Annotated in this window: 21 protein-coding genes; 15 read left to right on the top strand and 6 right to left on the bottom strand. The window is 43.9% G+C overall.

Annotated elements, in window-relative coordinates; translation table 11 throughout:
- The first annotated feature begins 75 nt into the window (after positions 1-75).
- The 4 genes from tcdA (at position 76) to DFP77_RS01125 (ending at position 2,713) form a co-directional block, all read left to right on the top strand.
- Positions 76-855, top strand: a complete 780-nt coding sequence (tcdA, locus tag DFP77_RS01140) for a tRNA cyclic N6-threonylcarbamoyladenosine(37) synthase TcdA (protein WP_114410472.1) — start codon at positions 76-78, stop codon at positions 853-855.
- Between the two features lie 3 nt (positions 856-858).
- On the top strand, positions 859-1,170 hold the full coding sequence (yqfB, locus tag DFP77_RS01135; RefSeq protein ID WP_114410471.1) for a N(4)-acetylcytidine aminohydrolase: 312 nt from the start codon (positions 859-861) through the stop codon (positions 1,168-1,170).
- 73 nt (positions 1,171-1,243) lie between these two features.
- Positions 1,244-2,074 carry an AraC family transcriptional regulator gene (locus tag DFP77_RS01130; protein WP_114410470.1) on the top strand — a complete coding sequence of 277 codons (831 nt, stop codon included), beginning with the start codon at positions 1,244-1,246 and terminating at the stop codon, positions 2,072-2,074.
- Positions 2,075-2,128: 54 nt separating this feature from the next.
- On the top strand, positions 2,129-2,713 hold the full coding sequence (locus tag DFP77_RS01125) for a LysE family translocator (RefSeq protein WP_114410469.1): 585 nt from the start codon (positions 2,129-2,131) through the stop codon (positions 2,711-2,713).
- 30 nt (positions 2,714-2,743) lie between these two features.
- Here the strand turns inward: DFP77_RS01125 and DFP77_RS01120 are convergent, their stop codons facing one another.
- Together DFP77_RS01120 and DFP77_RS01115 are read right to left on the bottom strand one after the other, a co-directional pair.
- The gene (locus DFP77_RS01120) at positions 2,744-3,148 is read right to left on the bottom strand and encodes a SufE family protein (protein ID WP_114410468.1); all 405 of its coding nucleotides are present in this window, start codon (positions 3,146-3,148) and stop codon (positions 2,744-2,746) included.
- A 6-nt stretch (positions 3,149-3,154) separates the two neighbouring features.
- Positions 3,155-4,372, bottom strand: coding sequence for an aminotransferase class V-fold PLP-dependent enzyme (locus DFP77_RS01115; RefSeq protein WP_114410467.1), 1,218 nt, complete (start codon positions 4,370-4,372; stop codon positions 3,155-3,157).
- Positions 4,373-4,579: 207 nt separating this feature from the next.
- Between DFP77_RS01115 and DFP77_RS01110 the strand changes: the two genes are divergently transcribed.
- On the top strand, positions 4,580-6,151 hold the full coding sequence (locus DFP77_RS01110; RefSeq protein WP_114410466.1) for an aminotransferase class I/II-fold pyridoxal phosphate-dependent enzyme: 1,572 nt from the start codon (positions 4,580-4,582) through the stop codon (positions 6,149-6,151).
- 34 nt (positions 6,152-6,185) lie between these two features.
- Here the strand turns inward: DFP77_RS01110 and DFP77_RS01105 are convergent, their stop codons facing one another.
- The 3 genes from DFP77_RS01105 to DFP77_RS01095 all read right to left on the bottom strand — a co-directional run bounded on the left by DFP77_RS01105 (position 6,186) and on the right by DFP77_RS01095 (position 8,594).
- Positions 6,186-6,809 (bottom strand): DsbA family protein, encoded by a 624-nt coding sequence (locus DFP77_RS01105; RefSeq protein WP_114410465.1) that lies wholly within the window; start codon positions 6,807-6,809, stop codon positions 6,186-6,188.
- Positions 6,810-6,962: 153 nt separating this feature from the next.
- The gene (locus DFP77_RS01100; protein WP_114410464.1) at positions 6,963-8,159 is read right to left on the bottom strand and encodes an amino acid aminotransferase; all 1,197 of its coding nucleotides are present in this window, start codon (positions 8,157-8,159) and stop codon (positions 6,963-6,965) included.
- A 240-nt stretch (positions 8,160-8,399) separates the two neighbouring features.
- Complete coding sequence (locus DFP77_RS01095; protein WP_114410463.1) at positions 8,400-8,594, bottom strand: PA3496 family putative envelope integrity protein; 195 nt, start codon at positions 8,592-8,594, stop codon at positions 8,400-8,402.
- A gap of 186 nt (positions 8,595-8,780) precedes the next feature.
- Between DFP77_RS01095 and uvrD the strand changes: the two genes are divergently transcribed.
- Entirely contained in the window at positions 8,781-10,994 is a 2,214-nt protein-coding gene (gene uvrD, locus DFP77_RS01090) for a DNA helicase II (protein WP_114410462.1), read from the top strand.
- Positions 10,995-11,101: 107 nt separating this feature from the next.
- Here the strand turns inward: uvrD and DFP77_RS01085 are convergent, their stop codons facing one another.
- The gene (locus DFP77_RS01085) at positions 11,102-11,878 is read right to left on the bottom strand and encodes a DeoR/GlpR family DNA-binding transcription regulator (protein ID WP_181858473.1); all 777 of its coding nucleotides are present in this window, start codon (positions 11,876-11,878) and stop codon (positions 11,102-11,104) included.
- Positions 11,879-12,309: 431 nt separating this feature from the next.
- Here DFP77_RS01085 and DFP77_RS01080 point away from each other — a divergent pair, with 431 nt between their 5' ends.
- The 9 genes from DFP77_RS01080 (at position 12,310) to DFP77_RS01040 (ending at position 22,582) form a co-directional block, all read left to right on the top strand.
- Positions 12,310-13,395, top strand: a complete 1,086-nt coding sequence (locus DFP77_RS01080) for an ABC transporter ATP-binding protein (protein WP_220235510.1) — start codon at positions 12,310-12,312, stop codon at positions 13,393-13,395.
- On the top strand, positions 13,379-14,278 hold the full coding sequence (locus DFP77_RS01075; RefSeq protein WP_114410459.1) for a carbohydrate ABC transporter permease: 900 nt from the start codon (positions 13,379-13,381) through the stop codon (positions 14,276-14,278). Before DFP77_RS01080 ends, DFP77_RS01075 begins: the two co-directional genes overlap by 17 nt.
- Positions 14,275-15,102 (top strand): carbohydrate ABC transporter permease, encoded by an 828-nt coding sequence (locus DFP77_RS01070; protein ID WP_114410458.1) that lies wholly within the window; start codon positions 14,275-14,277, stop codon positions 15,100-15,102. The genes DFP77_RS01075 and DFP77_RS01070 overlap by 4 nt, the downstream gene beginning before the upstream one ends.
- 68 nt (positions 15,103-15,170) lie before the next feature.
- Complete coding sequence (locus tag DFP77_RS01065) at positions 15,171-16,424, top strand: extracellular solute-binding protein (RefSeq protein WP_114410457.1); 1,254 nt, start codon at positions 15,171-15,173, stop codon at positions 16,422-16,424.
- Between the two features lie 173 nt (positions 16,425-16,597).
- Positions 16,598-17,230, top strand: a complete 633-nt coding sequence (locus tag DFP77_RS01060; RefSeq protein ID WP_114410456.1) for a TIGR00725 family protein — start codon at positions 16,598-16,600, stop codon at positions 17,228-17,230.
- Positions 17,231-17,476: 246 nt separating this feature from the next.
- A complete protein-coding gene (locus tag DFP77_RS01055) occupies positions 17,477-18,535 on the top strand; it encodes an oxidoreductase (protein ID WP_114410455.1) in 1,059 nt (352 codons plus the stop codon).
- 264 nt (positions 18,536-18,799) lie between these two features.
- The gene (locus tag DFP77_RS01050) at positions 18,800-19,912 is read left to right on the top strand and encodes a TRAP transporter substrate-binding protein (protein WP_114410454.1); all 1,113 of its coding nucleotides are present in this window, start codon (positions 18,800-18,802) and stop codon (positions 19,910-19,912) included.
- A 152-nt stretch (positions 19,913-20,064) separates the two neighbouring features.
- Complete coding sequence (locus DFP77_RS01045; protein ID WP_114410453.1) at positions 20,065-21,174, top strand: TRAP transporter substrate-binding protein; 1,110 nt, start codon at positions 20,065-20,067, stop codon at positions 21,172-21,174.
- A gap of 301 nt (positions 21,175-21,475) precedes the next feature.
- A complete protein-coding gene (locus DFP77_RS01040) occupies positions 21,476-22,582 on the top strand; it encodes a TRAP transporter substrate-binding protein (protein ID WP_114410452.1) in 1,107 nt (368 codons plus the stop codon).
- Positions 22,583-22,983 lie beyond the last annotated feature (401 nt).

The following is a 22,983-nucleotide window of genomic DNA, read 5'->3' as shown; positions in this document are numbered from 1 at the left end:
CTGTATTTTCTAAGTTCACAGAATACACTTATTGACATAAAAAGCGCAGGACGATCTGGCTGCGAGGAGAGAAAAGTGACAAACGATCAACGATTTGGTGGCATCCGCCGTTTATATGGCGATGCAGCGTACGAGCTTTTTACTCAAGCTCACGTTTGTGTCATCGGTATTGGTGGCGTTGGCTCATGGGCAGTAGAAGCTCTGGCTCGTTCTGGTATTGGTCACATCACGCTGATTGATATGGACGATGTTTGCATCACCAATACCAACCGTCAAATTCATGCTTTAGATGGCAACATTGGCCAATCAAAAGTGGATGTCATGGCGGAACGTATCAAGTTGATTAGCCCAGAATGCCAAGTAACTTGCATCGAAGACTTTATAACCCCTGAAAACATCTCTGAGCTGCTCTCTACGCCGTTTGACTATATTATTGACTGCATTGATAGCATTAAACCAAAAGCGGCTCTAATGGCGTGGAGTAAGAGCAACAAGCGTAAAGTCATCACAGTCGGTGGTGCGGGTGGCCAAATCGATCCAACTAAAATCTTAGTTGGTGATCTCGCTAAAACTGAAAAAGATCCGTTAGCCGCCAAACTGCGAAATTTTCTGCGACGTTATTACAACTTTACCCGCAATCCGAAACGCCGCTTTGATATCGAATGCGTCTATTCCACCGAGCAATTACGTTATCCGCAAGGGGACGGCACCGTGTCTCATCAGCGTTTAAAAGGCGATACGGAAACCAAAATGAATTGTGACACCGGATTTGGGGCCAGCACCGCAGTAACGGCTTCCTTCGCGTTTGTCGCGGTGTCGAGAGTATTGGAAAAACTGGCTCAAAAGGCGAATTAAGTAATGACACCGACAACCATGACTTTCTTTGAACGCTTTGAGACCGATATTCTATCGGGCAAGAAGACGATTACCTTGCGTGATGAAGCGGAAAAGCATTATGTTCCTAACTCGGTTGTCACTGTGTCTACCTTCGAAGACGGTCGAGAGTTTTGTCGATTAAAAATATTGTCTGTCGAGCCTGTCTTGTTTGACGCTTTAACGGATTATCATGCTGAGCAAGAAAATATGATCTTGGATGAATTGAGGGAAGTGATTCAAAACATTTACCCTGGGATACAGCAGTTATATCTGATCTCATATCAGCTACTATGATGCAGAAATAAGCAGAAAGTTATGACTATTGATTATCTGGTAGCTACGAATGTAATGAGAAGGATGTTTATCCATGCATAAAGGTGAATATTGTCATGTTACTAGTAGCCAATCTCTAGATGGCCTTGAGGTGATTCATGCGCAATTCACGGATACGGTGTTTGGTAAACATGCTCACGCTGATTATGTCATTTCTATTGTTGATGCGGGGGTTATGCACTTTAGTCACAAAGGAACGACGCATAATGCTTTACCAGGGGAGTTATCTATTGTTAGTCCTGATGAACTGCATACGGGCTCTAAAGGTCGTGGTGAAGGTTGGCGTTATCGTGCTTTATACCCTTCGTTAGATCGTATGAGCGGGTTATATCAAGAGTTGTTTGGGCGATCTGGTGCGCCGAGCTTCCATGGGAGCATTTTGCAAGATGAACGCTTGAGTCGCCAAATGCAGTTATTATTGGTTAAGCTCGAATCGGGTGCTGAAACGCTGGATTTGGAAGTGCACTGGGAGTTATTTTTAGTCAATCTGCTGCAAAAACACGCGATGCAGCGCGGCCAATCGCCAAGAGTGCTTGGACCGGCTCAATCAAACGTCGAGCGGGTACGTGATTACCTTGCCGATCAGTATCATCATAAAGTTTCTCTGGAAACCGTGGCGCAACAAGCGGGTATCAGTAAGTTTCATTTAATCAAAGAATTTAAGCGTTACTTTCAGCTCACACCGCATCAATATCAAATTCAGCAGCGCCTGAACCATGCCAGAGCACAACTTAAAGTAGGGTTGAGTGCAATAGATGTAGCGCATCGTTGTGGCTTTCATGATCAAAGCCACTTCACTAAAGCTTTTGTGAGTGCGATGGGAATTACTCCATCGGCGTACCGACAGCAATTTTTTACAAGATAAGACAATCTGTCTAACTTACAGTAGCACTTTCTTTATGGCTCAATAGGATCAGAAATGGAAGGTCAGCTAGCGTTTTTAGTCATTTGTCTTGCATCGGCCGCTTCCCCAGGACCTGGTGGTTTAGCGGTTGTCAGCAACAGCATTAATCACAATCTTCGTGGTACGTTACCGGTGATCTTTGGCATTGCCATAGGGTTGATGTTGGCCTCTTTACTGGCTAATACATGGCTATTAGCCGTGATTCACTCGAGTGAGCAAGCGTTTCAAATTATGACGTGGCTTTGCAGCGCTTATATTACCTATTTAGGCTGCAAAGCACTGTATTACGCTAACAGTGAAATGACCATATCGGCAAAGGGTTACAGCTTTAAAAATGGAGTGCTGATCTCGTTATTGAATCCCAAAACACTGGTGTTCTTTGGTGCTTTGTTTCCGATGTTCGTGCCATCAAATGAGCATTTTGTGACCTATGCTATATTGCTTACGATCGAGCTGGTGGTGATTACCTTGATCATCCATGTGTTGATCTCATCTGCGATTGATAAGGTGTCCCACTTACTGAAACACCATATAGTACTAATTAATCGTATTACGGGGTTATTATTTATTGGTTTGGGTATAGCGGGTTTTATCGCTTAAGAGTTGAGTACAGCTACGCCTGTATTTGCTTCAGCTCTTAACCTTCTTCAAAATCGCCAATACCCCATTGTTTCTAGAGCTGGTTAGGTAGCTTGATAAGTTGAGTTCCGCTAGCTCTGCTCTTAGATCCATTTGTTGAATATCCGCTAGCGTTTTTCCTTCTACTAAGCTCAATATGGCGACGAGTACGCCACGCATGAGTTTGGCGTCGCTGTCGGCTTTGAAATGACGTAGACCATCTTTTTCTACAATAATAAGCCAAACGGCGCTTTCACAGCCTTTTACCTTGTTGTCTTCGGTTTTATCTTCAGCGCACAGTCTTGGCTGTGTTTTGCTTAAGGTAACCAGTGTTTTAAAGGTTTCTTCTTTACTGCGACAGTTTTTCAGTTGGGCTTTTATATTTACTGGCTTTTGTTGTTCTAAAGAGTCTGTCATCACGGGTTACTCATCGTTTAGTAGGTCTATGGCGTCGAGTAATACATCACAGAAACGGTTGGCTTCTTCCATGGTATTGTAACAAGCAAAAGAGGCTCTTAACGTTCCGGCAACGCCAAGTTGTGCCATTAACGGATGGGCACAGTGACTGCCAGCTCGAACCGCGACGCCTTGGCTATCTAGGTAAGTGTTCAAATCTAAGAGGTGAATATTGGGTACACTTAGGGAAACCAAAGTTGTGTTTTTCTCGGGCGAATAAATCTCGATACTGCCTTCTTTATGTAGACGCGCATAAGCGTGAGCGGCGAGGGATTGCTCCCAAGCTAGCAAGGCGAGACGATCCTGCGCGTTCAGAAAATCACAGGCCGTCGCCAATCCAATAACGCCTTCAATATGTGGCGTTCCTGCTTCCAAGCGATAAGGCAAAACATTGAATTCAGTCGCTTGGTATGAAACATGACGCACCATTTCCCCGCCAGTTTGGTAGGGCATCAAGACTTCCAATGCATGACTTTTGCCATATAACACACCAATGCCAGTTGGTCCGTACATCTTGTGGCCAGAGAAAACATAGAAGTCGCAATTAAGTGTTTGTACATCAACAGGATAGTGCGCCACGGCTTGAGCACCGTCGACAAGGGTAAATGCGCCTTGTTGCTTGGCGTGATCCAGCATAGTTTGTAGCGGTGTGCTGGCGCCAATGGCATTGGAAATTTGCGTCGCGGCAAAAATACGCGTGCGATCGGTGAAGTAATGGCTGAATTCAGGTTCCCATTCGCCATTGGACGTTAATGGCAGAATACGTAATCGAGCGCCCGTACGAAAGGCCAATTGCTGCCAAGGCACCAAATTAGCGTGATGTTCTAAACTGGTGATGAGGATTTCATCTCCGCTTTCGAGTATATGTTCTAAGCCAAATGCGACAGTGTTGATGGCTTCTGTCGCGCCTTTTGTCCAGATCACGTGGCTTTGTTCGGGGGCATTAATAAAGCTGGCGACAATTTCTCTGGCCTGCTCAAAACGGTTTGTAGCTCGGTCGCTCAGGAAGTGCGCACCTCGATGAACATTGGCGTTGAAATTTCGATAATAGTCCTGAATCGCATCCAATACAGGCAAAGGTTTTTGAGTAGTCGCTGCATTATCCAAATAGGTTAATGGATGATCATAGGCCGATTGCGCCAGAATAGGGAAAAGGTGACGAAGCGAGGAAGGGTCAAAAGCCATGGATACTCTACTTTATGTTTGAACAATGAGCTGATTTTAACCGATGATAGATTGATTAAAAGCGATGTAATCAGCCTTAAATTGATGAAATTGTACCTTAACCCCCATCAAAATCGTGAATTATTGGGCTTTTACTTGCGTTTTTTAAAGACAGCTATAATGATTGAGAACAGATACTAGATGACAAACTAGAAAAGGTACAAAACGGTGGCGGATTTTTTATATAAAGGTGTGGTGGATTGGTTTTTGTATCAGATGTCGCAAGAGGCCATAGTGCCCGGTGATAAAATGCCATCCTTGCGAGCTTTATCGAAACAGTTGAGCCTTAGTTTAAATACGGTCATTCATGGCTATGAGTTATTAAGCGAAGATGGTTGGATCGAATCTCGTCCTAAATCGGGCTATTTTGTTTGTCACCGCAGTGAGACAAAACCAGCTTTGTTACTGGCAGGTGATTCTCTACGAGAGTTAACCAATGATGGTACCAAACCTGCTTGGTCGTGTCTTGCGCATCGTGGTGCTTTGGTGGATCAAAGCGAAGCGTTCTTAAACTCTGTATCACGCCAAGAAGAAGATCATCTCCCAGTACTAGGAAAAGGCCATTTAGCGGCTCGTGAAGCCGTTAGTGAGCATTTAAAAGGGCTGGGTATCAAAGCGCATGCTTCTCACCTTTGGCTAGGGTATTCGCCTTTAGCTATGTTTACTCAAACCGTGCAAACACTGACTCAACGTGGTGATAACGTGTTGGTGTTAACACCTTGCGACCCTAGAATTACCACCACCTTGCAGAGCTTAGGGCGACAAGTAATAACCCTGACAGCAGGTGAGCGTGGCGTTGATTTAGACTTAGCTATCCGTTGTTTACGCGATAAATCCATTCGTCTGATTGTATTACCTGGGCAGTTCTCATTCCCTACGGGTCAGTTGGTGAGTAATTTAAGTTTACGTCGTTGGTTGGCAATTATCGAAGAAACCAAGTTACCAGTGATTGAGTGGGACTTATGTTCTCATTTGGCGTATCGCGCTGGCTCCATGATGACCTATAAATCATTGGACTCGTCTGATCATATTGTTTACATCGGCGGTGTGGAATCAAAAGGCGTAGACCGTTCGGCAAGCTGGTGTTTGCCAGGTAAGCATCAAGCTTTGTTGGAAGGGGCCTTTTTAGGCGCAGACATGGCGTTGAGCAATGCCCAGCAAGCGGCACTAAGTGATGCATTACAGCCAAATAGCAAACGTTCATTAACCAGACGTGCTCGAGATGTTTGGGCTAATTCGGAACGTGTTAAAGCGCATTTGGAAGCGCGACTTGGCGAGAAAGTCAGCTTTGCTGCCAGCAAAGGTGGTATGTCACTTTGGATGCGTTTGTCGAAACCATTAGAGGTTTCCAGTATGACGGCATTATTAGCCAGCTTTCGACATGCTATAGTGCCTGGTGCTTTAGTGAGCCATGAAGCGGATGCGAGTAACTGGTTGGTGGTCAATGTCACCTTGGATGATGTGGAGCCATTAGCAAAAGCCTTGGCGGATCATTTGACGGATGATGAAGTTGAGTCTGAGGCTGAGCCAGTTAAAGAGGCAATGAGTGAAGAGTCCCCTGAGGACTATGAACAAACAGAGACTGAGTCTGTTGCCGAAAACCAAAAAACGGAAGAACTTGTCGACGTAATAGAAAGCGACTTAGCACAGCCTGAGAAAGAAGAGAAAAAGTCTCGTCATACAACAAGCGAGCCACTTTATAACCCAATGTTGGATTTGATTAACCATGATTTTGGTTAATCGTTGTTAAGAGAGACAATTTAAAAAGGCGCTTTTAAAGCGCCTTTTTTATGCTTTTTAGCATATTGTTGTGATCTTTGTAGTCTAGCGGAATTTGTGTCAGCTTATCGCCTATCAATAAAGCTAAAGAAGGAAAGGAGTTCAAGCCAAGGTGTCTTGCTTGTTCTATTTCTTCTTCTAACAAGCGTTCATTCTTAATGTGTTGCATGTTTTTTTGGAAGCCTTCTGGGTTCATGCCTATGTGCTCAGCGCACTTAATAAGCGTGTCCAGGTCCGACGGGTTTTTAGCATTCAGATAATACGCTTCTTGGATAGCGTGATACATCTCTTCTTCTAATCCAGTATCTCGTGCCGCATAACACGCTCGGCAGGCTGGATAAGTTGAACGGCGAGGCGTTGTGGTTCGCCAAAAATCAAAATTAAAGTCGCTGCCGAGAGTGGCTTGAATGTTTTTCCACGTAGCTTCTAGCTTGAGCTTCATGTCATCTGACATGGCAATATCTGAATCAACAGCAAGACCGCCAAGCATAGGTTGAATGGTTAATTGATCTTGATCGATTAACGGTTGCAAGGCTTTTTGTAGCTTGGTCCAGGTAGGTCGAAAACCCCAACACCAACTGCACATAGGGTCATAGCAATAAATAAGTGTGGCAGTCATTGAAAAATCTCTATCGAAAAAAACGAGGCGTCTAAAGTAGCAGGCTTTTCGGCTATTACACAACAAGTAGACATTAGAGGCATAAAAAAACGGCCACAAGGTGAATTGAAGCCGTTTTTAATGAGCACATGTTTCATGTGTAGTAATAAGAAATTAGCCTTTTAAAATAGCCGCAATCGCATTACATAAAGGTTCCATGTTGTCGTGAGTCATACCTGCAACACTGATGCGTCCTGATCCAACAATATAAATACCGAACTCTTTACGCAGCTGAGCCACTTGATCAGGGGTAAGGCCAGAAAAAGAGAACATGCCTTGTTGCTGCGAAATGAACGAGAAATCTTGGCTAACGCCTTTGATTCTTAAGGTATTTACAAACAAGCTGCGCATTTCGTGAATACGAGTACGCATGGCTTTGACTTCGCTCTCCCACAATGCGAACAGTTCTGCATCATTAAGGATTTCAGCAACGACAGCAGAGCCATGGGATGGCGGGTTGGAGTAGTTGGTACGAATACAGCGTTTTACTTGTGTAAAGGTAGCTTCTGCTTGCTCCGTGGTTTCACACAGAATAGTAAGAGCGCCAACACGTTCGTTGTATAAACCGAAGTTTTTAGAAAATGAGCTTGCAATTAGCATCTCAGGAACGTGCTCTAAGAAAGTACGCAGGCCTTGAGCGTCTTCTTGCAAGCCTTGACCAAAACCTTGGTATGCGAAATCAAACAATGGCAAGAAGCCTTGCTTGCTACAAAGCTTAGCAAGCTGGTACCACTGTTCTGGTGTTGGATCTATGCCAGTTGGGTTGTGACAGCAACCATGAAACAGAACTACATCGCCTTCAGGTACTTGAGACAGGCTGGCAAGCATGGCTTCAAAGTCTAAGGATTTGCTGTCGGCATCATAATACGCGTAGCTGCCGACTTCTAAGCCGACTGATTGGAAAACAGACTGGTGGTTTGCCCAAGTTGGGTTACTGACCCAAATTGTGGCTTCTGGTAAATGTTTCTTAATAAATTCTGCTGCAACGCGTAATGCGCCTGTGCCGCCAGGAGTGTGGGCTGTTTGAGCAAGTTGCTTGGTAATAATAGGGTGATCTTTACCAAATAAAAGCGCTTGCACGGCAGATCGATAAGCGGGTGCGCCTTCGATACTGAGGTAACTTTTGGTTGTTTCTCGAGCCAACAAGCGTTCCTCGGCTTGTTTGACGGCCTTCAAAATTGGTGTATTGCCTTGTTCGTCTTTGTATACGCCAACGCCCAAGTTGATCTTATCGGGATTGGAATCATTTTTGTAAGCGTCATTTAGACCAAGAATTGGGTCTGCAGGAGCAGCTTGGATATGTTCAAACATGGTAACTCCCCAAAAGGGTTATTGTCTTTTTTTATTATGGATTAGAAGATATAAAAATCAGACTGTATGGTACTCCAAGACGTGGCTGACCGCCATAAGTTGGAGTAAAAGGGGAAGGAATTAGCGTACGAATTGGTCGCAAAAAAGACGATTGGTTTTTTTGAGAGAATAAACCGTCTAGACCTAACCTGATGTTAGGTCTGATTTGTTTGCCTAGTACCTCAGATCAGTAGGGTGAAATTAATCGTCCCAACCGTTTGAGATATCCTGATGCAGACGTTTTTCTTCTAAATGCTGTTCAATTGCACGTCTGGCTTTTAACATACGCGCTGCGTCTTCCTTTTGATTCCGTTCTTTTGTTTCGTTCTCCAAACTAATGGAAGCATGCATTATGTCGGTTTTTACTTCAGTTAATGTTTCAGCAAAATCGCTCATCGTTATACCCTTTTGGACGTTCGACGACATTGAAATACACAGATCACTGTCATCGACTGTTAAAAAAAGTCAAAATAGACAGACAACATATTTTTCAAGTTAATAAAAAACTCAAATCGATCAAAAATCAACCTATTTTTACGTGTTTTTTATGACAAATTTATTAATTAATCATGGCGGAATGCAATGGACGTTTCTTTTATCCTCGATTCACTGAATGACAAGCAGCGTGAAGCCGTTGCCGCACCTTTACAGAATAGCCTTGTTCTGGCGGGGGCGGGATCAGGTAAAACCCGAGTCTTAGTGCACCGTATTGCATGGTTAATGCATGCTTATGAACTGTCACCTTACAGCCTGATGGCAGTGACTTTTACCAACAAAGCGGCTCGTGAGATGCAAGGTCGTATAGAACAACTGGTGGGAGTGCCTCCTCAAGGTATGTGGGTTGGTACTTTTCACGGTTTAGCGCATCGTTTATTGCGCGCCCATTGGCGCGATGCGGGACTAAAAGAAAACTTCCAGATAATGGACAGTGACGACCAATTACGATTAATCAAACGCATTATGCGTGAACTCAATATCGACGACACGCGCTGGCCGCCTAAGCAAGTGTCTTGGTTTATTAACGCGCAAAAAGACGAAGGCCGCCGAGCAGCCCATGTGCCAGACAGTCATGATCCTTTTTCCAAAGGCATGCGTGAGCTGTATTACCATTATGAAGAAGCTTGTGAACGTGGTGGATTATTGGACTTCGGCGAATTGCTGCTTCGTGCTCATGAGCTGATGCTCAGCACGCCAGCGTTATTGCGTCATTATCAAGATCGTTTTCGTCATGTGCTGGTGGACGAGTTTCAAGATACCAACACCATTCAATACGCGTGGTTACGTATCATGGTCGGCAGTGAAGGCACGATTACCGCCGTGGGCGATGATGACCAGTCAATTTACGGCTGGCGTGGCGCGAAAATTGAAAATATTCAAAACTTCACCAAAGATTTTAAAGACGTTGGCACCATCCGATTGGAGCAAAACTATCGCTCAACTGGTCATATTTTGAACGCCGCCAACGGCTTGATCAAACACAATGATGATCGCCTAGGGAAAGAGCTTTGGACCGACAGCGGTGAAGGCGATCCAATTTCTCTCTATGCGGGATTTAACGAACAAGACGAAGCGCGCTTTATTCTTGGCATTATCAAACAATGGCGTGACAAGGGAACGTCTCTGACGGACATGGCGATTTTGTATCGCTCTAATGCTCAGTCTCGAGTTATTGAGGAATGCCTTGTTAGGGAACAGATTGCTTATCGAATTTATGGTGGACACAGGTTCTACGATCGTCTTGAGATCAAAAATGCTTTGGCTTATGCCCGTTTGGCATTGGATCCGAATGACGATGGCGCGATGGAACGAGTTATCAACGTACCGCCTCGTGGTATTGGTGAACGCAGTATTGGTACCTTGCGTGAAATTGCACGTGATAATGGCTGTTCTATGTGGCAAGCCGCGCAGGAAGTGGTACGTCAGTCCTTAATGACAGCGCGAGCAACGAATGCCATTAAAGCATTTTTACATCTAATCGAAGGCTTGAGCACGACCGTTCAGCAACCCGATTTGAACTTGAACGATATTTTTGAACAAATTATTGAAGAAGCAGGCTTGATTCCTTTCCATGAAAAAGAAAAAGGCGAGAAAGGCGAAGCGCGAATCGAAAACTTAAAGGAGTTGGTTGGTGCGGCTGGCGGATTCAGCTGGAGCGACGAGGACGAAGAGTTTAGTTCTCCGTTGATGGCGTTCTTGGACAAAGCGGTATTGGACGCGGGCGATGCGCAAGCGGACGAGTACCAAGATGCAGTGCAGTTGATGACATTACATTCGGCGAAAGGACTGGAGTTTCCACTGGTATTCTTAACGGGCGTGGAAGAAAACGTTTTTCCAAGCAAGATGTCTTTTGAAGAGCCGGGTCGTCTCGAAGAAGAACGTCGACTTTGCTATGTGGGTATTACTCGGGCGATGGAAAAGCTTTACATCACCTACGCGGAATCGCGTCGTTTGTTTGGTAGTGAATCGTTTAACAGCCCTTCGCGCTTTATCAAAGAGTTACCGCAGGAATGCTTGGAAGAAGTACGTCTTCGCTCACAAGTTAGCCGTCCTGTGTCTTTGCAACGTCCTGATTACAACTTTGAAAAGAACAAACTACAAAACAGCCGCACCTTGAACAATTACAAAGCGCCAGAAGTCACGGTAAACATGGGCGATCGAGTGAATCATCCGGTGTTTGGTGAAGGCTTAGTGATCAACTATGAAGGCCAAGGCCCGCAAGCCCGCGTTCAGGTTAACTTCGACGATGAAGGCACCAAGTGGCTCGTGTTGTCGTTTGCTAAATTGGAAGTTTTGTAGCTTTGGTTTAACTTAGTTAGTCCTTGGTTAAAGTGATAATGAGTAAGAGAATATTTGTATCGGCTTTGGATGTTGGTATAAGTCTCTAACTCATTTTTTGAGTTATGTTAATCAGGAGGCGATTCCATTCTTATCTCTTTAGCTTGTTCAAGTGCAGGATTAAAAGAGTGGTGAGGCTGTTGATCGATTATTATCAAATCAAAATCTGAAATTTGGGCAAAGCATTCTCTAGATGTTTTCCCAAATTTAGTGCTGTCAACCAGTAGAATCTTCCGTTTTGCTCTCTTCATGGCAAGTTTTTTCATGGCTATTTTATTCGCGTCAAAATCCAGAATAGACCCATCAGTTTCGATTGCTGAGCACCCTATTAAGGCGTAATCAAAACGCATTTTGTCTAGTTGCTCAGTAGTTTGAGACCCTGTTAATGAACCATCTTTACCACTTATTTTTCCGCCAATGACATAAATATTTTCATTGCCTGACTTCTGAAAGCTCATTGCGGTAGCGCATGACGAAGTGTGTATGTTGAGAGTTTTACCTTTTACTGCGATTAAAGATGCTGTTTCTACTGTTGTGCCAAAATCAAGATAGATGTCTGCTTTCAATGGTATAACTAATGAAAGAGTATGACCTATTGCTATTTTTCCAGAGGTGTTAACTATTTGTTTCTGTATATAGCCTGACCTCTTAGAAGATGATAGCGTTCCTGCTCCCCCATGGAATCTCTCTACTAAGTGCAGATTATCCATCAGAATGATGTCTCTTCTGACTGTTTGTTGAGATACCTCAAACATGGATGCGAGAGCTTCAATCGTAACGAAACCACTTTCTTCTATAACTGAAAGTGCCTCTTTCTGTCTTTTATTTAGTTGCTCTGTTGTCATTTTTAAACTTCCGCTCATTACTTTTCGAGTCAAAAAATATTTTCTTGATGACTTGGTGATTTAAAAAATACAAAATGTAATTATTCTTACATTTTTAGAATTAATAAGTCTGGACGGAGTGATTGTAAAACTCTTAACGAATGTTCGTATACTGTTAATTTAAACGCGTCGTTGTCTAACTATGTCAAAAAGTTTGATGGCTTAAGGTAATCGTAGTGGAATTAATATATGCACTGTATAGAGTAAATGAACATACTACTGATATGGCTGTAGAGATAGCCTTTAACAAGGCTACCATGAGTTTTACCTTACTTGGATAGCACTTATAAAAATTTATTAATTATAGTGATAATATTCTATAAATGTAATTAAAGTGACATTTTTAAAGTCTATATTTGTAATCTAATTTACAAAAATGGTTCGATCTAAGAATGTCTTCTATTATGGAATTACGTGATGTTACACGTTGTTTTGACTCCAATACCGTACTTGATCATGTGTCAATAAAGGTTGAGCAAGGGAGCTTTACTGCGTTACTTGGAGCATCAGGCTGCGGTAAATCCACCAGCTTACGGATCATGGCTGGTCTTGACCGGCCTACTTCAGGTGAAGTGCTGCTTAATGGTCGTGATGTGAGGGGCCAAAATGCCTATGAGCGTAATGTTGCGATGGTGTTCCAGTCGTATGCCCTCTATCCGCATTTGACCGTTGCTCAGAATATTGCGCTACCTCTTACCATGCGCCATTTATCCAATTTGGGTCGTATGCCGCTCCTTGGCTCCTTTGTACCCGGTGCGACGGAGGCTCGTCGTACGATCATGAACAAAGTCGTAGATGCAGCGAAGTCGTTGGGATTAGAGGAGTTATTAGATCGAAAACCTGGCTCACTTTCAGGCGGACAAAAACAACGTGTTGCTCTTGGGCGAGCATTGGTACGTGACCCTGCACTGTTTCTGTTAGATGAACCGCTTTCCAATCTTGATGCACGGCTTCGAATTCGCATGCGAAGTGAAATTAGCTCGCTGCATCGTCTTACTGGTAAAGCCTTTGTGTATGTCACGCATGATCAGACTGAAGCAATGGCAATGGCTGATCAGATTGTAGTGATGATAGGGGGTCAGGTTGCTCAGGCTGGTTCACCGCGTGATCTGTATGAGCGTCCTGTACACCGTGATGTTGCGGCATTTATTGGTCATAACGCGATTAATTTTCTTGAACCAGGTGATGGTATTAATGTCGGAGACTCAATTGTCGGCCTTCGTCCAGAAGATCTTACTCCTAACACAGCAGGTTCATTGTCTGCCAAGTTAGAAGCTTCTGAGTATCTGGGTTCCGAGATCATGCTGAGTTTACGTAGCAGACGAGGCACCGAATTCCGTGCGATAGCGCCGGGCGACTATATTGTACCGACGATTGGCAGTGATATACGCCTTGCTTACGAGCCCCAGCGTGTGCATTTATTCGATGCAGTAACGGGAAAGCGTAAGTCGGGGGTCAAACATGAAGCTGTCACTTGAAAAACGTCAGACCCTGACGAATCTCTGGCTGGTTGGCCCCGCCACGCTTGCTATGGTTCTTTTTATTTTTCTGCCCGTTGCGATTGTTGCCGTTTTGTCTTTCACGGATTACCAATTTGGTGCTAAGACGTTCAATTGGAGTTGGTTAGATAATTATATAAAACTGTTTTCTTCGAGTATTGGGCGTCGTGCGATTACCAATACACTCATCTATGTTGCCGTTGTTATTCCGTTTTCGGTTGGCTTTGGGCTACTTGTAGCGATGGGCTTATTTCGCATGGGAAGCTGGGCCCCAAGGTTTTCCAATGTGTTGAAAACGGTCTACTTTTTGCCAATAGCATCCACACTAGTGGCTATGTCAGTCGCATGGCAAATGCTGTTGCATCCGTCACTTGGTCTTATTAATCAGGTATTAGTTGCTTTTGGTGCTGAGCCTCATAATTGGCTGAGTGATCGTGGTTTGGTGCTTTATACCTTGTCTATGATAGGTGTCTGGAGCAGCGTTGGTTACAACATGATCCTGTTTTTGGCTGGTCTCGCTGCTATCCCATCTGAGCTGTATGACGCTGCCGAAGTAGATGGAGCTGGCAGTAGCTGGTCGCGCTTTTGGACTGTTACTTGGCCAATGTTGGGGCCCACAACCTTGTTCGTTATGGTAATTACGGCAACCAATGCATTTCGTGTATTTGAAACAGTTGCTACCATGACTCGAGGCGGTCCTGCTTTTGCCTCCGATACACTTGTTTATGCGTTATATCGCGAGGGTTTTGTCTATTTCAAGGCTGGTTATGCCAGTGCGATTACCATGGTGTTTTTCGCTTTTTTGTTGATGTTAACCTTGTTGCAGTTTTGGGTCATTGAAAAGCGAGTGCACTACAAATGAAACCAACTTTTATTAGCCGCATTATTTCGTCAAGCTTTTTGGTGGCCGGTGCCGCCGTGATTCTATTACCTTTTGTGTGGATGTTGTCTCTGGCTTTTAAGCCACGTGACGAAATTTTTTCGACCTCAATACAGCTTTTGCCTTCACGTCTAGAATGGAGCAACTTTATCTTTGCTCTGACGGAAACCAATATCCCGTTATTTCTGTGGAATGGTACGGTGGTCGTACTTGGCATATTAGTGTTTCAGGTGATGTTTGCTGTACCGTGTGCCTACGCTTTGACGCAACGACGCTTTCTTGCGCGTAAGCTGATTTTTGGTTTGGTTATGATTGCGCTGATGGTGCCTTTTCATGTGACGGCGATTCCAATCTTTCTTGGATTTGCTCAAGTTGGCATCCTCAACACCTATTGGGCTCTGATTTTGCCTTTCATCCCTACAGCGTTTGGCATTTTTCTTTTCCGGCAGTTCTTTGCGCAGCTGCCGTCTGATTTGTTTGATGCTGCGCGGGTTGATGGGCTTAGTGAAACAGCCATTGTTTGGCGTATTGCTTTTCCTTTGGCGCTTCCAGCCGCAACCGCTTTCGCTATCTTTTCGGTGACAACTCATTGGAATGATTTGTTCTGGCCAATGATTGCCACAACGGATCCCAATCTAGCGACCCCTCCACGGGGTATTTTGTACTTTCGTGATGAGGAGTCTGGTGACAACGTTGGTCCGCTCATGGCCGCTGCATTTATCGTCACAGCACCACTAGTCATTCTTTTCCTTATGGCGCAACGCAAATTCATTCAAGGTCTCGCTTCTGGGGGGATAAAAGGGTGAAGTTCGTAAGTCTAATTGGCCCAGAAACGACTGTGCCTTGTCTTTCTTAAAATACTGGAGTTACACACGTGAAAAAAATTCTGTTATCGACTGTAATTGCTTTATCTAATGTTATATCAGTACAAGCGGCTGAGACTGAAATTCGTGTTCATTACGCGATCCCTACCATTTGGTCGGACACGCAACAGATATTGTCCAAGGCATTCATGGATAAGAATCCAGATATAAATGTCATTATTGATGGTCCAGCAGAGAGTTATGGTGATGGCTCTCAGCGACTACTTCGTGAGTCCATTGCTGGAACAGCACCAGATGTTGCATATGTGGGGCTTAATTTATGGCGAGTGCTAGAAGACCGCGGACTGGCTCAGCCAATTGATAGCTTCATTGGAGATGACCCTTTGTTATTGGGCTACACGCCTGCGCTTTTATCTCTGGGACGCTATAAAGATACACAATATGCTTTAGCCACTTCAGCATCTACGATGGTGATGTATGTTAATCCTGAGTTGGTTAAAAAGGCGGGTGGCTCAATGGATAATTTCCCCACGACCTTTGATGGTGTTATCGACTTAGCGGCTAAGATAAATGCGCTTGGGAGCAATATTGATGGGATTTGGGTTTCCCCTCATGACTGGCGATTCCAATCGTTACTTGGCTCATATGGTGGTCGACCTATGAATAAAGATGAAACGGATATTACGTTTGATAACGTGCAAGGTATTACTGCGGCTGGTCTTTATCAGCGTTTCTCTAAAGAAGCTGGTATGAAGACTTATTCGGAAAATGACGCCCGTCAAGCTTTTCCTGCTGGAGCTCTCGGCATAATGTTCGAGAGTTCATCGTTACAGGCTCGCTTTACAGAAGGAGCAGGTGACAAGTTTAATCTTACAGTTAAGCCTACTCCTATCGCCTCAGATGATAAATCAAAGGTTTATTTCCCTACCGGAGGCTCTGCTATCGTCATGTTGGCAAAAGACAAAGTTAAGCAACAAGCTGTATGGAAATACATGGCTTTTGTGACCAGCCCAGAAGGGCAAAAAATCATTGTTGAAAATACAGGTTACGCGCCAGCCAATTCGATATTGATTGAAGATAAAGTATATCTTGGTGATTTCTATAAAAAGAACCCTAACGCGCTTGTTGCACATACCCAGATTGCAAACTATGCCGGCCCTTGGTTTGCCTACCCTGGTGCTGAAGGGGTTGCTGCTACTGAATTAGTCAGCGCTTCTCTGGTTGAAGTAACTGAGGGTGCTGATCCATCCAAGGAAATGAAAGGATTGGCTGAAACCATGCGAGATCTTCTTGGTATGAAGTAATAAAATGGTGAGTCCGGTAGGCGTTAATTTTACAACCCCTATAGGTTCTCACCTTTCTTAAGCTACAAATAGTCTTCGGCTATAAAAAGTAATCGTCAAAAATGTAAGTGCTCTTACGTATATTAAATTAATAAATTTGGAAGTAAATATCCTTACAATCTCAAGGACTGTTCATGCTCGACCAATTTAAATACGACTCTGTCAACAATAAAATTTATTACTCTGGCCAATGTTGGCAGCCGAAATCCAGAACATGGATCCGTGATGAAGATATCCCTAACAATGCTGAATACGTAGAAGATCACAAGGCTATTCTTCTCGCACTGGAAATGGGGACGGTCTCATTACCGATTGGAGTCATTGGACCAAAGGTAAATGCTACAGATGAACAACTATTCTTTGCCGAGGAGGTGGGTCGTGCTGTCGCAGAAATGGGACTTCCGCTCCTAACTGGTGGTAAAACTGGCGTAATGGAAGCCAGTAGTAGAGGAGCTTTCAATGCTAACGGATTAACAATCGGTATATTGCCAGATGAGTGCTGGTCAGCTGCGAATGCTTATATCACTATCCCTATCGTGACAGGATTAGGTCCTGCTCGTAATGCTATTATTGGTCGTACTTGTCCGGTGCTGATAGCAATCGGTGGAAGTTATGGCACATTAACTGAAATGGCATTTGGAATGCACTTTGATCGTTGCGTTCTAGCTTTGTCGGATGCTCCGGAGGTTGAAGGAGTGGTAAAATTCAATACGGTTAACGATGCATTATATGCTGCCGTTCGTGCTTGGTTTGGGTTGCATCTGTAACTTATGAGGATTTGTATTTTCCAACATTCCTATTCAGTATAGATTAATAGTTTTTTTCATGTAAACCTGTCGATTATATAAGCAGCTAGACAGGGAGAAGTCTAAGTAGCAGCAATCTCAACTGTTGTAGGGGCTTCACTAAAATCCCCGCAGAGCTTACTGCGGGGATTTTTATTTACGGCAATTTTTTTCAATTGGATGTAGACTATTTAGAGTTGTAAGTATTTGGCTGATGAGGAGTGTGGCATGTCTATTCGTGTTGGTTTGATTGGTTTTGGTTTGTCGGGGCGGGTGTTTCACGCGCCTTTTGTGATGAATGATCCTGACATGACGATGGCGTATGTTTGCAGCTCTAAGGTAGATGAGGTTAGGGCTGTGTTGCCAGACGTGTCGGTGGTATCGTCTGCAGAATCTGTGTTTGCTGCATCGGATGTAGATTTGGTGGTGATCACTACACCGAATTCGTTGCATTTTGATCAAGCAAAAAAGGCATTGGAAAACGGCAAACATGTTTTGTTAGAGAAGCCGTCTGTGACCAGTCTAAGTCAGATAGAAGCATTGTGTGTTCTTGCTAAACAAAAAAGTTTGGTCTTTTGCGTGTATCAAAATCGTCGTTTTGATGGTGATTTTTTGCGTCTTAAAGCGTTGATCAAAAGTGGTGAATTAGGTGAGTTGAAGCATTTGGATTCGCGCTTTGATCGCTTTCGTCCTGCCGCTCAAGCTCGCTGGCGTGAGGAGCCGGGTGTTGGTACTGGGATTTTCTGGGATCTAGGCCCGCATATTTTAGATCAGGCGTTATGTTTATTTGGTCCACCGAAGTGGTTACACGCGAGTATCGATAAGCTACGTGAAGGTAGCCAAGCCCATGACTGGTTTGAGGTGGAGTTGGGTTATGACGATAAGCGTGTGCGTTTAGCATCAACGCCGTTTGAGGCAGGTGAAATGCGCCGTTTCAATGCAAGATTTACCAAGGGCAGTTGGCAATGTGTGGGGTTGGATCCACAAGAAGAGGCCTTACGAGCAGGTCAAATGCCTTGGGACGCAGACTTTCCATCCAAAGCGACACAGCAGCGCAATACTCGTTTTGTGGCGCATTCCCAAGATGATATAGAGAGGATTAACGAAGCGTCAACACAAGGTGATTATGTGGCGTTTTATGCCCAGTTACGTGATGCCATTCTGGGGAAAGGCGAGGCTCCTGTTGCTATGGAACAAGCCTGCCAGTTGATTTATTTGATTTGTTTGGCGGAGCAATCTGCAGAAAGCGGTCAGCGCATGTCTTGGGGTTATACGCCGAATTTCTAACTTTCGTCAATTTAGTCGAAAGAAATCGCAAAAAAGGGTTGAGCAAGGTTCTTACAATTCTTATCATCTTTTGCCTTTTTGATGTTTTATGCATCAAAAGGGCATTTTTCTGTCTGATTTTATAATAAAAATACAATAATGAGCGGTGTTTTAGCATTCGTGGATTATTGATCCTGTCTCTAAGATTGATTGATGTAGGGCATCTCTTTCTTGTGTCACAGACAGAGTTATTGTTATCAAGTATCTAGCTCCTGAGGGAAAATAATGCGTAATTTAATGGGATTGGGCAGATTGGCGTTCGCTGGTTTGCTAGCTGTGTCTTTGGTTGCTTGTGGTGGATCAGAGAAAGCTGAAGAAACGGCAAAAGTTGAAAAGAAAGTAGAAACCATTCATTGGAAAATGGTCACAGCCTGGCCTAAAAACTTTCCAGGTTTGGGAACGGGTGCTGAAGCATTCGCAAAAAATATTACAAAAATGTCTGATGGTCGTTTGGACATTAAGGTCTACTCAGCAGGAGAGTTAGTTCCAGCACTGGAAGTATTTGATGCTGTTTCCCGTGGTACTGCGCAAATAGGTCATAGTTCTGCATATTACTGGAAAGGTAAGGCGCCTGCTGTACAGTTTTTTTCGTCTGTACCATTTGGTATGACAGCACAAGAGTTTAACGCTTGGCTTGAATTTGGCGGTGGATTAGAGCTGTGGGAAGAAGTTTATGCTCCATTCAACATTATCCCTATGGCGGCAGGTAACACAGGTGCGCAAATGGGCGGTTGGTTTAATAAAGAAATCAATTCTTTAGCGGATTTTCAAGGTTTGAAAATGCGTATGCCTGGCCTAGGTGGCGAAGTGCTTAAAAAGGTTGGTGCTGTGACGGTTAACCTTCCTGGTAGCGAGATGTTTACCGCTCTTCAAACTGGTGCTCTTGATGCGACAGAGTGGGTTGGCCCTTACAACGATTTAGCCTTTGGTTTGTATAAAGCGGCGAAATACTACTATTACCCAGGTTGGCAAGAGCCAGGTTCTGCAGTTGAAGCGCTGATCAACAAAGACGCCTTTAATGCCTTGCCTGTAGATTTGCAAGAGATTGTTCGCTCTGCAGCTGCGCAAGCTAACTTGAATATGCTGAACGAGCTAACAGCACGTAACAATGCGGCTTTGCAGACGTTGGTTGATGAGCATAATGTTACTTTGAAAAAGTTCCCGAAAGATCTTTTGGAAGCTTTGCGTGTTGCATCAGACGAAACACTTAAAGAAGTGGCGGCTAACGATGCAATGAGCCAAAAAGTGTATGACTCTTTTACCGGCTTCTTACACTCTGTGAGCGAATGGCATGATATTTCTGAGCGTGCCTTTATTAATGCTCGCGCAACCGACTAATGCTTTTCTTATTCATAGAATAGAGAACAAGTGATCTTGATAAGCCCTGCTATCCATTGATGGTAGGGCTTATTTTATATTGCTAGCCTAATGCAGCTCATTAGGCTAAGTCATTAATATTGAGTGTGATTCACTCATTAATGGATAAGCGCATGAATAAAATTAAAAAGTGGAATCAAGCCTTACTTGTCGGCTTGATGGCAGCAACATTGGCTGCTTGTGGCGGGACAGAAGAAAAAGGGACCGCAAAGGCAGAGCAAAAAGTGGATGTTATTCATTGGAAAATGGTGACAACTTGGCCGAAAAACCTCCCAGGAATGGGGACGGGTGCAGAGGCGCTGGCGAAGAATATTAAAGAAATGTCTAACGGGCGTTTGGATATTAAAGTCTATGCTGCTGGCGAGCTTGTACCTGCATTAGAAGTGTTTGATGCCGTTTCTCGTGGCACGGCACAAATGGGCCACGGCTCGGCGTATTACTGGAAAGGGAAGGTGGCTGCGGCGCAGTTTTTCTCAACTGTCCCTTTTGGTTTTAATGCACAAGAGTTTAATGCGTGGATTGCCTATGGCGGCGGTTTAGAGTTGTGGGAGGATATCTACGCTCCCTTTAACCTGATCCCTATGGTTGCTGGTAATGCTGGCGTGCAAATGGGTGGTTGGTTCAATAAAGAAATCAATTCCCTAGAGGATTTCAAAGGTTTGAAAATGCGTATGCCTGGGTTAGGTGGCGAAGTACTGAAAAAAGTCGGTGCATCACCTATCAACTTACCGGGTAGTGAAGTATTTACGGCGCTTCAAACGGGTACGATTGACGCAACCGAATGGGTTGGCCCTTATAATGATTTAGCATTTGGCTTGTATAAAGCGGCGAAATACTACTATTACCCGGGATGGCATGAACCAGGTTCTGCTGTTGAAGTTATCTTTAACAAAGACGCGTTTGCGGCTTTGCCTAAGGATCTACAAGCTATTGCTCGTGCAGCGGTTAAACAGGCTAACTTAGACATGATTAACGAGTTTACCGCGCGCAATAATGATGCACTGCAAACCTTGGTCAATGAACATAATGTGATTCTTAAGCCGTTCCCACGAGATCTGTTGGAAGCACTTAAGAAAGCGTCGGCTGAAACATTAGAAGAAGTCGCGGCTAATGACCCTAATAGCCAAAAAGTTTATGAGTCTTTCAAAAACTTTATGGCTCCAGTAAGTGAATGGCATGATGTGTCCGAGCGAGCTTATATTAATGCGCGTGCGGACGATTAAGACGCTAAGCTTTATATTTTAAAAGCACTAATGTTGATAAAGCCTCGTTATCTTTGATAACGGGGCTTTTTTGTTTTACTGAGGGGATGAATCGAGCGATGAAAGAAAGAAATATCAAAAAAGACTTGAGCGCTGACAGCGCAATTCATACTATTCAAAATACTTAGTGCAGAAAATATGTATAAAAGTTCGAATTTCTTCCTCAATACAAAAGGAAGAAATGAAAAGTAATTAGTGTTGCTTTGGTTTGAAAGCTAAGTCTTATAACAATAAATGTAATCAGTCTCCTGAGGGATAAAAAATGATAATAAAAGCGTGGGGTAAACTGGCAATAGTCGGTTTGGCTGCAGCAACGTTGGTTGCCTGTGGTGGATCTGAAGAAAAAGAAACTGCTCAAGTCGAGAAAAAAGCCGATGTCGTTAATTGGAAAATGGTCACAACTTGGCCTAAAAACCTGCCTGGTTTAGGGACTGGCGCAGAAAGCCTAGCAAAAAGCATCAACGAGATGTCTAACGGTCGTATCAATGTAAAAGTGTATGCGGCAGGTGAATTGGTTCCTGCATTGGAAGTGTTTGATGCGGTTTCTCGTGGCACAGCACAAATGGGTCACGGTGCAGCGTATTACTGGAAAGGCAAAGCCCCTGCAGCGCAATTCTTTACTGCGGTTCCTTATGGCTTCACTGCACAAGAAATCAATTCTTGGATTCATCACGGTGGCGGTTTGAAACTGTGGGAAGAAATTTACGCACCATTTAACTTGATCCCAATGGCTGCGGGTAATACCGGTGTACAAATGGGTGGCTGGTTTAACAAAGAAGTAAATTCTTTGGCAGACTTTCAAGGTTTAAAAATGCGTATTCCAGGCCTTGGTGGTGAAGTTATTAAAAAAATTGGTGGCATACCTGTGAACTTGCCTGGCGGAGAGATTTTCACCTCTTTGCAAACGGGCGCGATTGACGCAACCGAGTGGGTTGGCCCATATAACGACCTTGCATTCGGTCTTTATAAAGCAGCTAAATACTATTACTACCCAGGTTGGCATGAGCCAGGTTCTACAATGGAAGCGCTTTACAATAAAGAAGCGTTTGAAGCCTTACCAAAAGATCTTCAGCTAATCGTACGTGCTGCGACTCGCCAAGCAAACGCAGAAATGTTGGATGAATTCACCGCATTGAATAACGCGGCACTCCAGACGTTAATCAATGAACATAACGTGACGTTGAAATCTTTCCCTGATGATGTATTGATAGCGCTGAAAAAAGCTTCTACTGAAACATTAGAAGAAGTAGCAGCTGCAGATCCATTAAGTCAGAAAGTCTATGACTCATTTAAGGAGTTTGGCGCGAAAGTAAGAGCGTGGCACGAAGTATCTGAGCGCGCTTATATCAATGCTCGTGAGCTTGAATAGTTACTTGTTATAGGATATTGCAGGCATACCTAGGTCATTGATATAAAAAGCTTCGTTAGCAAATATAACGGAGCTTTTTTTATGGGTATTATTAATTTAGATGAACAATACCCATAAAAAAGCCTTGAGCCTTTATATTGCAATTAATACTATTAAAACCACTTAGCGCATAAGGTATGGCTATAGAGTTAGTTTTAACTCGTTGTTGCTTGCTTGTAGTGTCGAGCCAAGTTTCTTATAAAAATAAAGGTAAATTAGTCTCCTAGGGATAATAAATGAGAACAATAAAATCGTGGGGCAAGTTAGGGAAACTGCGATTAAGTCCCCAATATGAGACAATGCCGATCTGACCATTACCTCAAGACCGAATGACATGAATCAGCTTTCCTTCGCCGATACCG

Origin of the sequence: Marinomonas foliarum (genome assembly GCF_003337275.1) — a bacterium.
Taxonomy (GTDB): domain Bacteria; phylum Pseudomonadota; class Gammaproteobacteria; order Pseudomonadales; family Marinomonadaceae; genus Marinomonas; species Marinomonas foliarum.
The sequence above is the reverse complement of the archived record's forward strand: the minus strand, read 5'-3'. Positions and strand labels throughout refer to the sequence as shown.

What these genes read in the sequence shown, in the direction of transcription:
- DFP77_RS01070 (WP_114410458.1), top strand. Translation starts at nt 14,275, where the DNA reads ATGAAACCAACTTTTATTAGCCGCATTATTTCGTCAAGCTTTTTGGTG.
- DFP77_RS01095 (WP_114410463.1), bottom strand. Translation starts at nt 8,594, where the DNA reads ATGAGCGATTTTGCTGAAACATTAACTGAAGTAAAAACCGACATAATG.
- DFP77_RS01080 (WP_220235510.1), top strand. Translation starts at nt 12,310, where the DNA reads ATGTCTTCTATTATGGAATTACGTGATGTTACACGTTGTTTTGACTCC.
- DFP77_RS01130 (WP_114410470.1), top strand. Translation starts at nt 1,244, where the DNA reads ATGCATAAAGGTGAATATTGTCATGTTACTAGTAGCCAATCTCTAGAT.
- DFP77_RS01100 (WP_114410464.1), bottom strand. Translation starts at nt 8,159, where the DNA reads ATGTTTGAACATATCCAAGCTGCTCCTGCAGACCCAATTCTTGGTCTA.
- DFP77_RS01045 (WP_114410453.1), top strand. Translation starts at nt 20,065, where the DNA reads ATGAATAAAATTAAAAAGTGGAATCAAGCCTTACTTGTCGGCTTGATG.
- DFP77_RS01115 (WP_114410467.1), bottom strand. Translation starts at nt 4,372, where the DNA reads ATGGCTTTTGACCCTTCCTCGCTTCGTCACCTTTTCCCTATTCTGGCG.
- DFP77_RS01125 (WP_114410469.1), top strand. Translation starts at nt 2,129, where the DNA reads ATGGAAGGTCAGCTAGCGTTTTTAGTCATTTGTCTTGCATCGGCCGCT.
- DFP77_RS01050 (WP_114410454.1), top strand. Translation starts at nt 18,800, where the DNA reads ATGCGTAATTTAATGGGATTGGGCAGATTGGCGTTCGCTGGTTTGCTA.
- uvrD (WP_114410462.1), top strand. Translation starts at nt 8,781, where the DNA reads ATGGACGTTTCTTTTATCCTCGATTCACTGAATGACAAGCAGCGTGAA.
- DFP77_RS01055 (WP_114410455.1), top strand. Translation starts at nt 17,477, where the DNA reads ATGTCTATTCGTGTTGGTTTGATTGGTTTTGGTTTGTCGGGGCGGGTG.
- DFP77_RS01105 (WP_114410465.1), bottom strand. Translation starts at nt 6,809, where the DNA reads ATGACTGCCACACTTATTTATTGCTATGACCCTATGTGCAGTTGGTGT.
- DFP77_RS01075 (WP_114410459.1), top strand. Translation starts at nt 13,379, where the DNA reads ATGAAGCTGTCACTTGAAAAACGTCAGACCCTGACGAATCTCTGGCTG.
- DFP77_RS01120 (WP_114410468.1), bottom strand. Translation starts at nt 3,148, where the DNA reads ATGACAGACTCTTTAGAACAACAAAAGCCAGTAAATATAAAAGCCCAA.
- DFP77_RS01060 (WP_114410456.1), top strand. Translation starts at nt 16,598, where the DNA reads ATGCTCGACCAATTTAAATACGACTCTGTCAACAATAAAATTTATTAC.
- yqfB (WP_114410471.1), top strand. Translation starts at nt 859, where the DNA reads ATGACACCGACAACCATGACTTTCTTTGAACGCTTTGAGACCGATATT.
- DFP77_RS01040 (WP_114410452.1), top strand. Translation starts at nt 21,476, where the DNA reads ATGATAATAAAAGCGTGGGGTAAACTGGCAATAGTCGGTTTGGCTGCA.
- DFP77_RS01085 (WP_181858473.1), bottom strand. Translation starts at nt 11,878, where the DNA reads ATGACAACAGAGCAACTAAATAAAAGACAGAAAGAGGCACTTTCAGTT.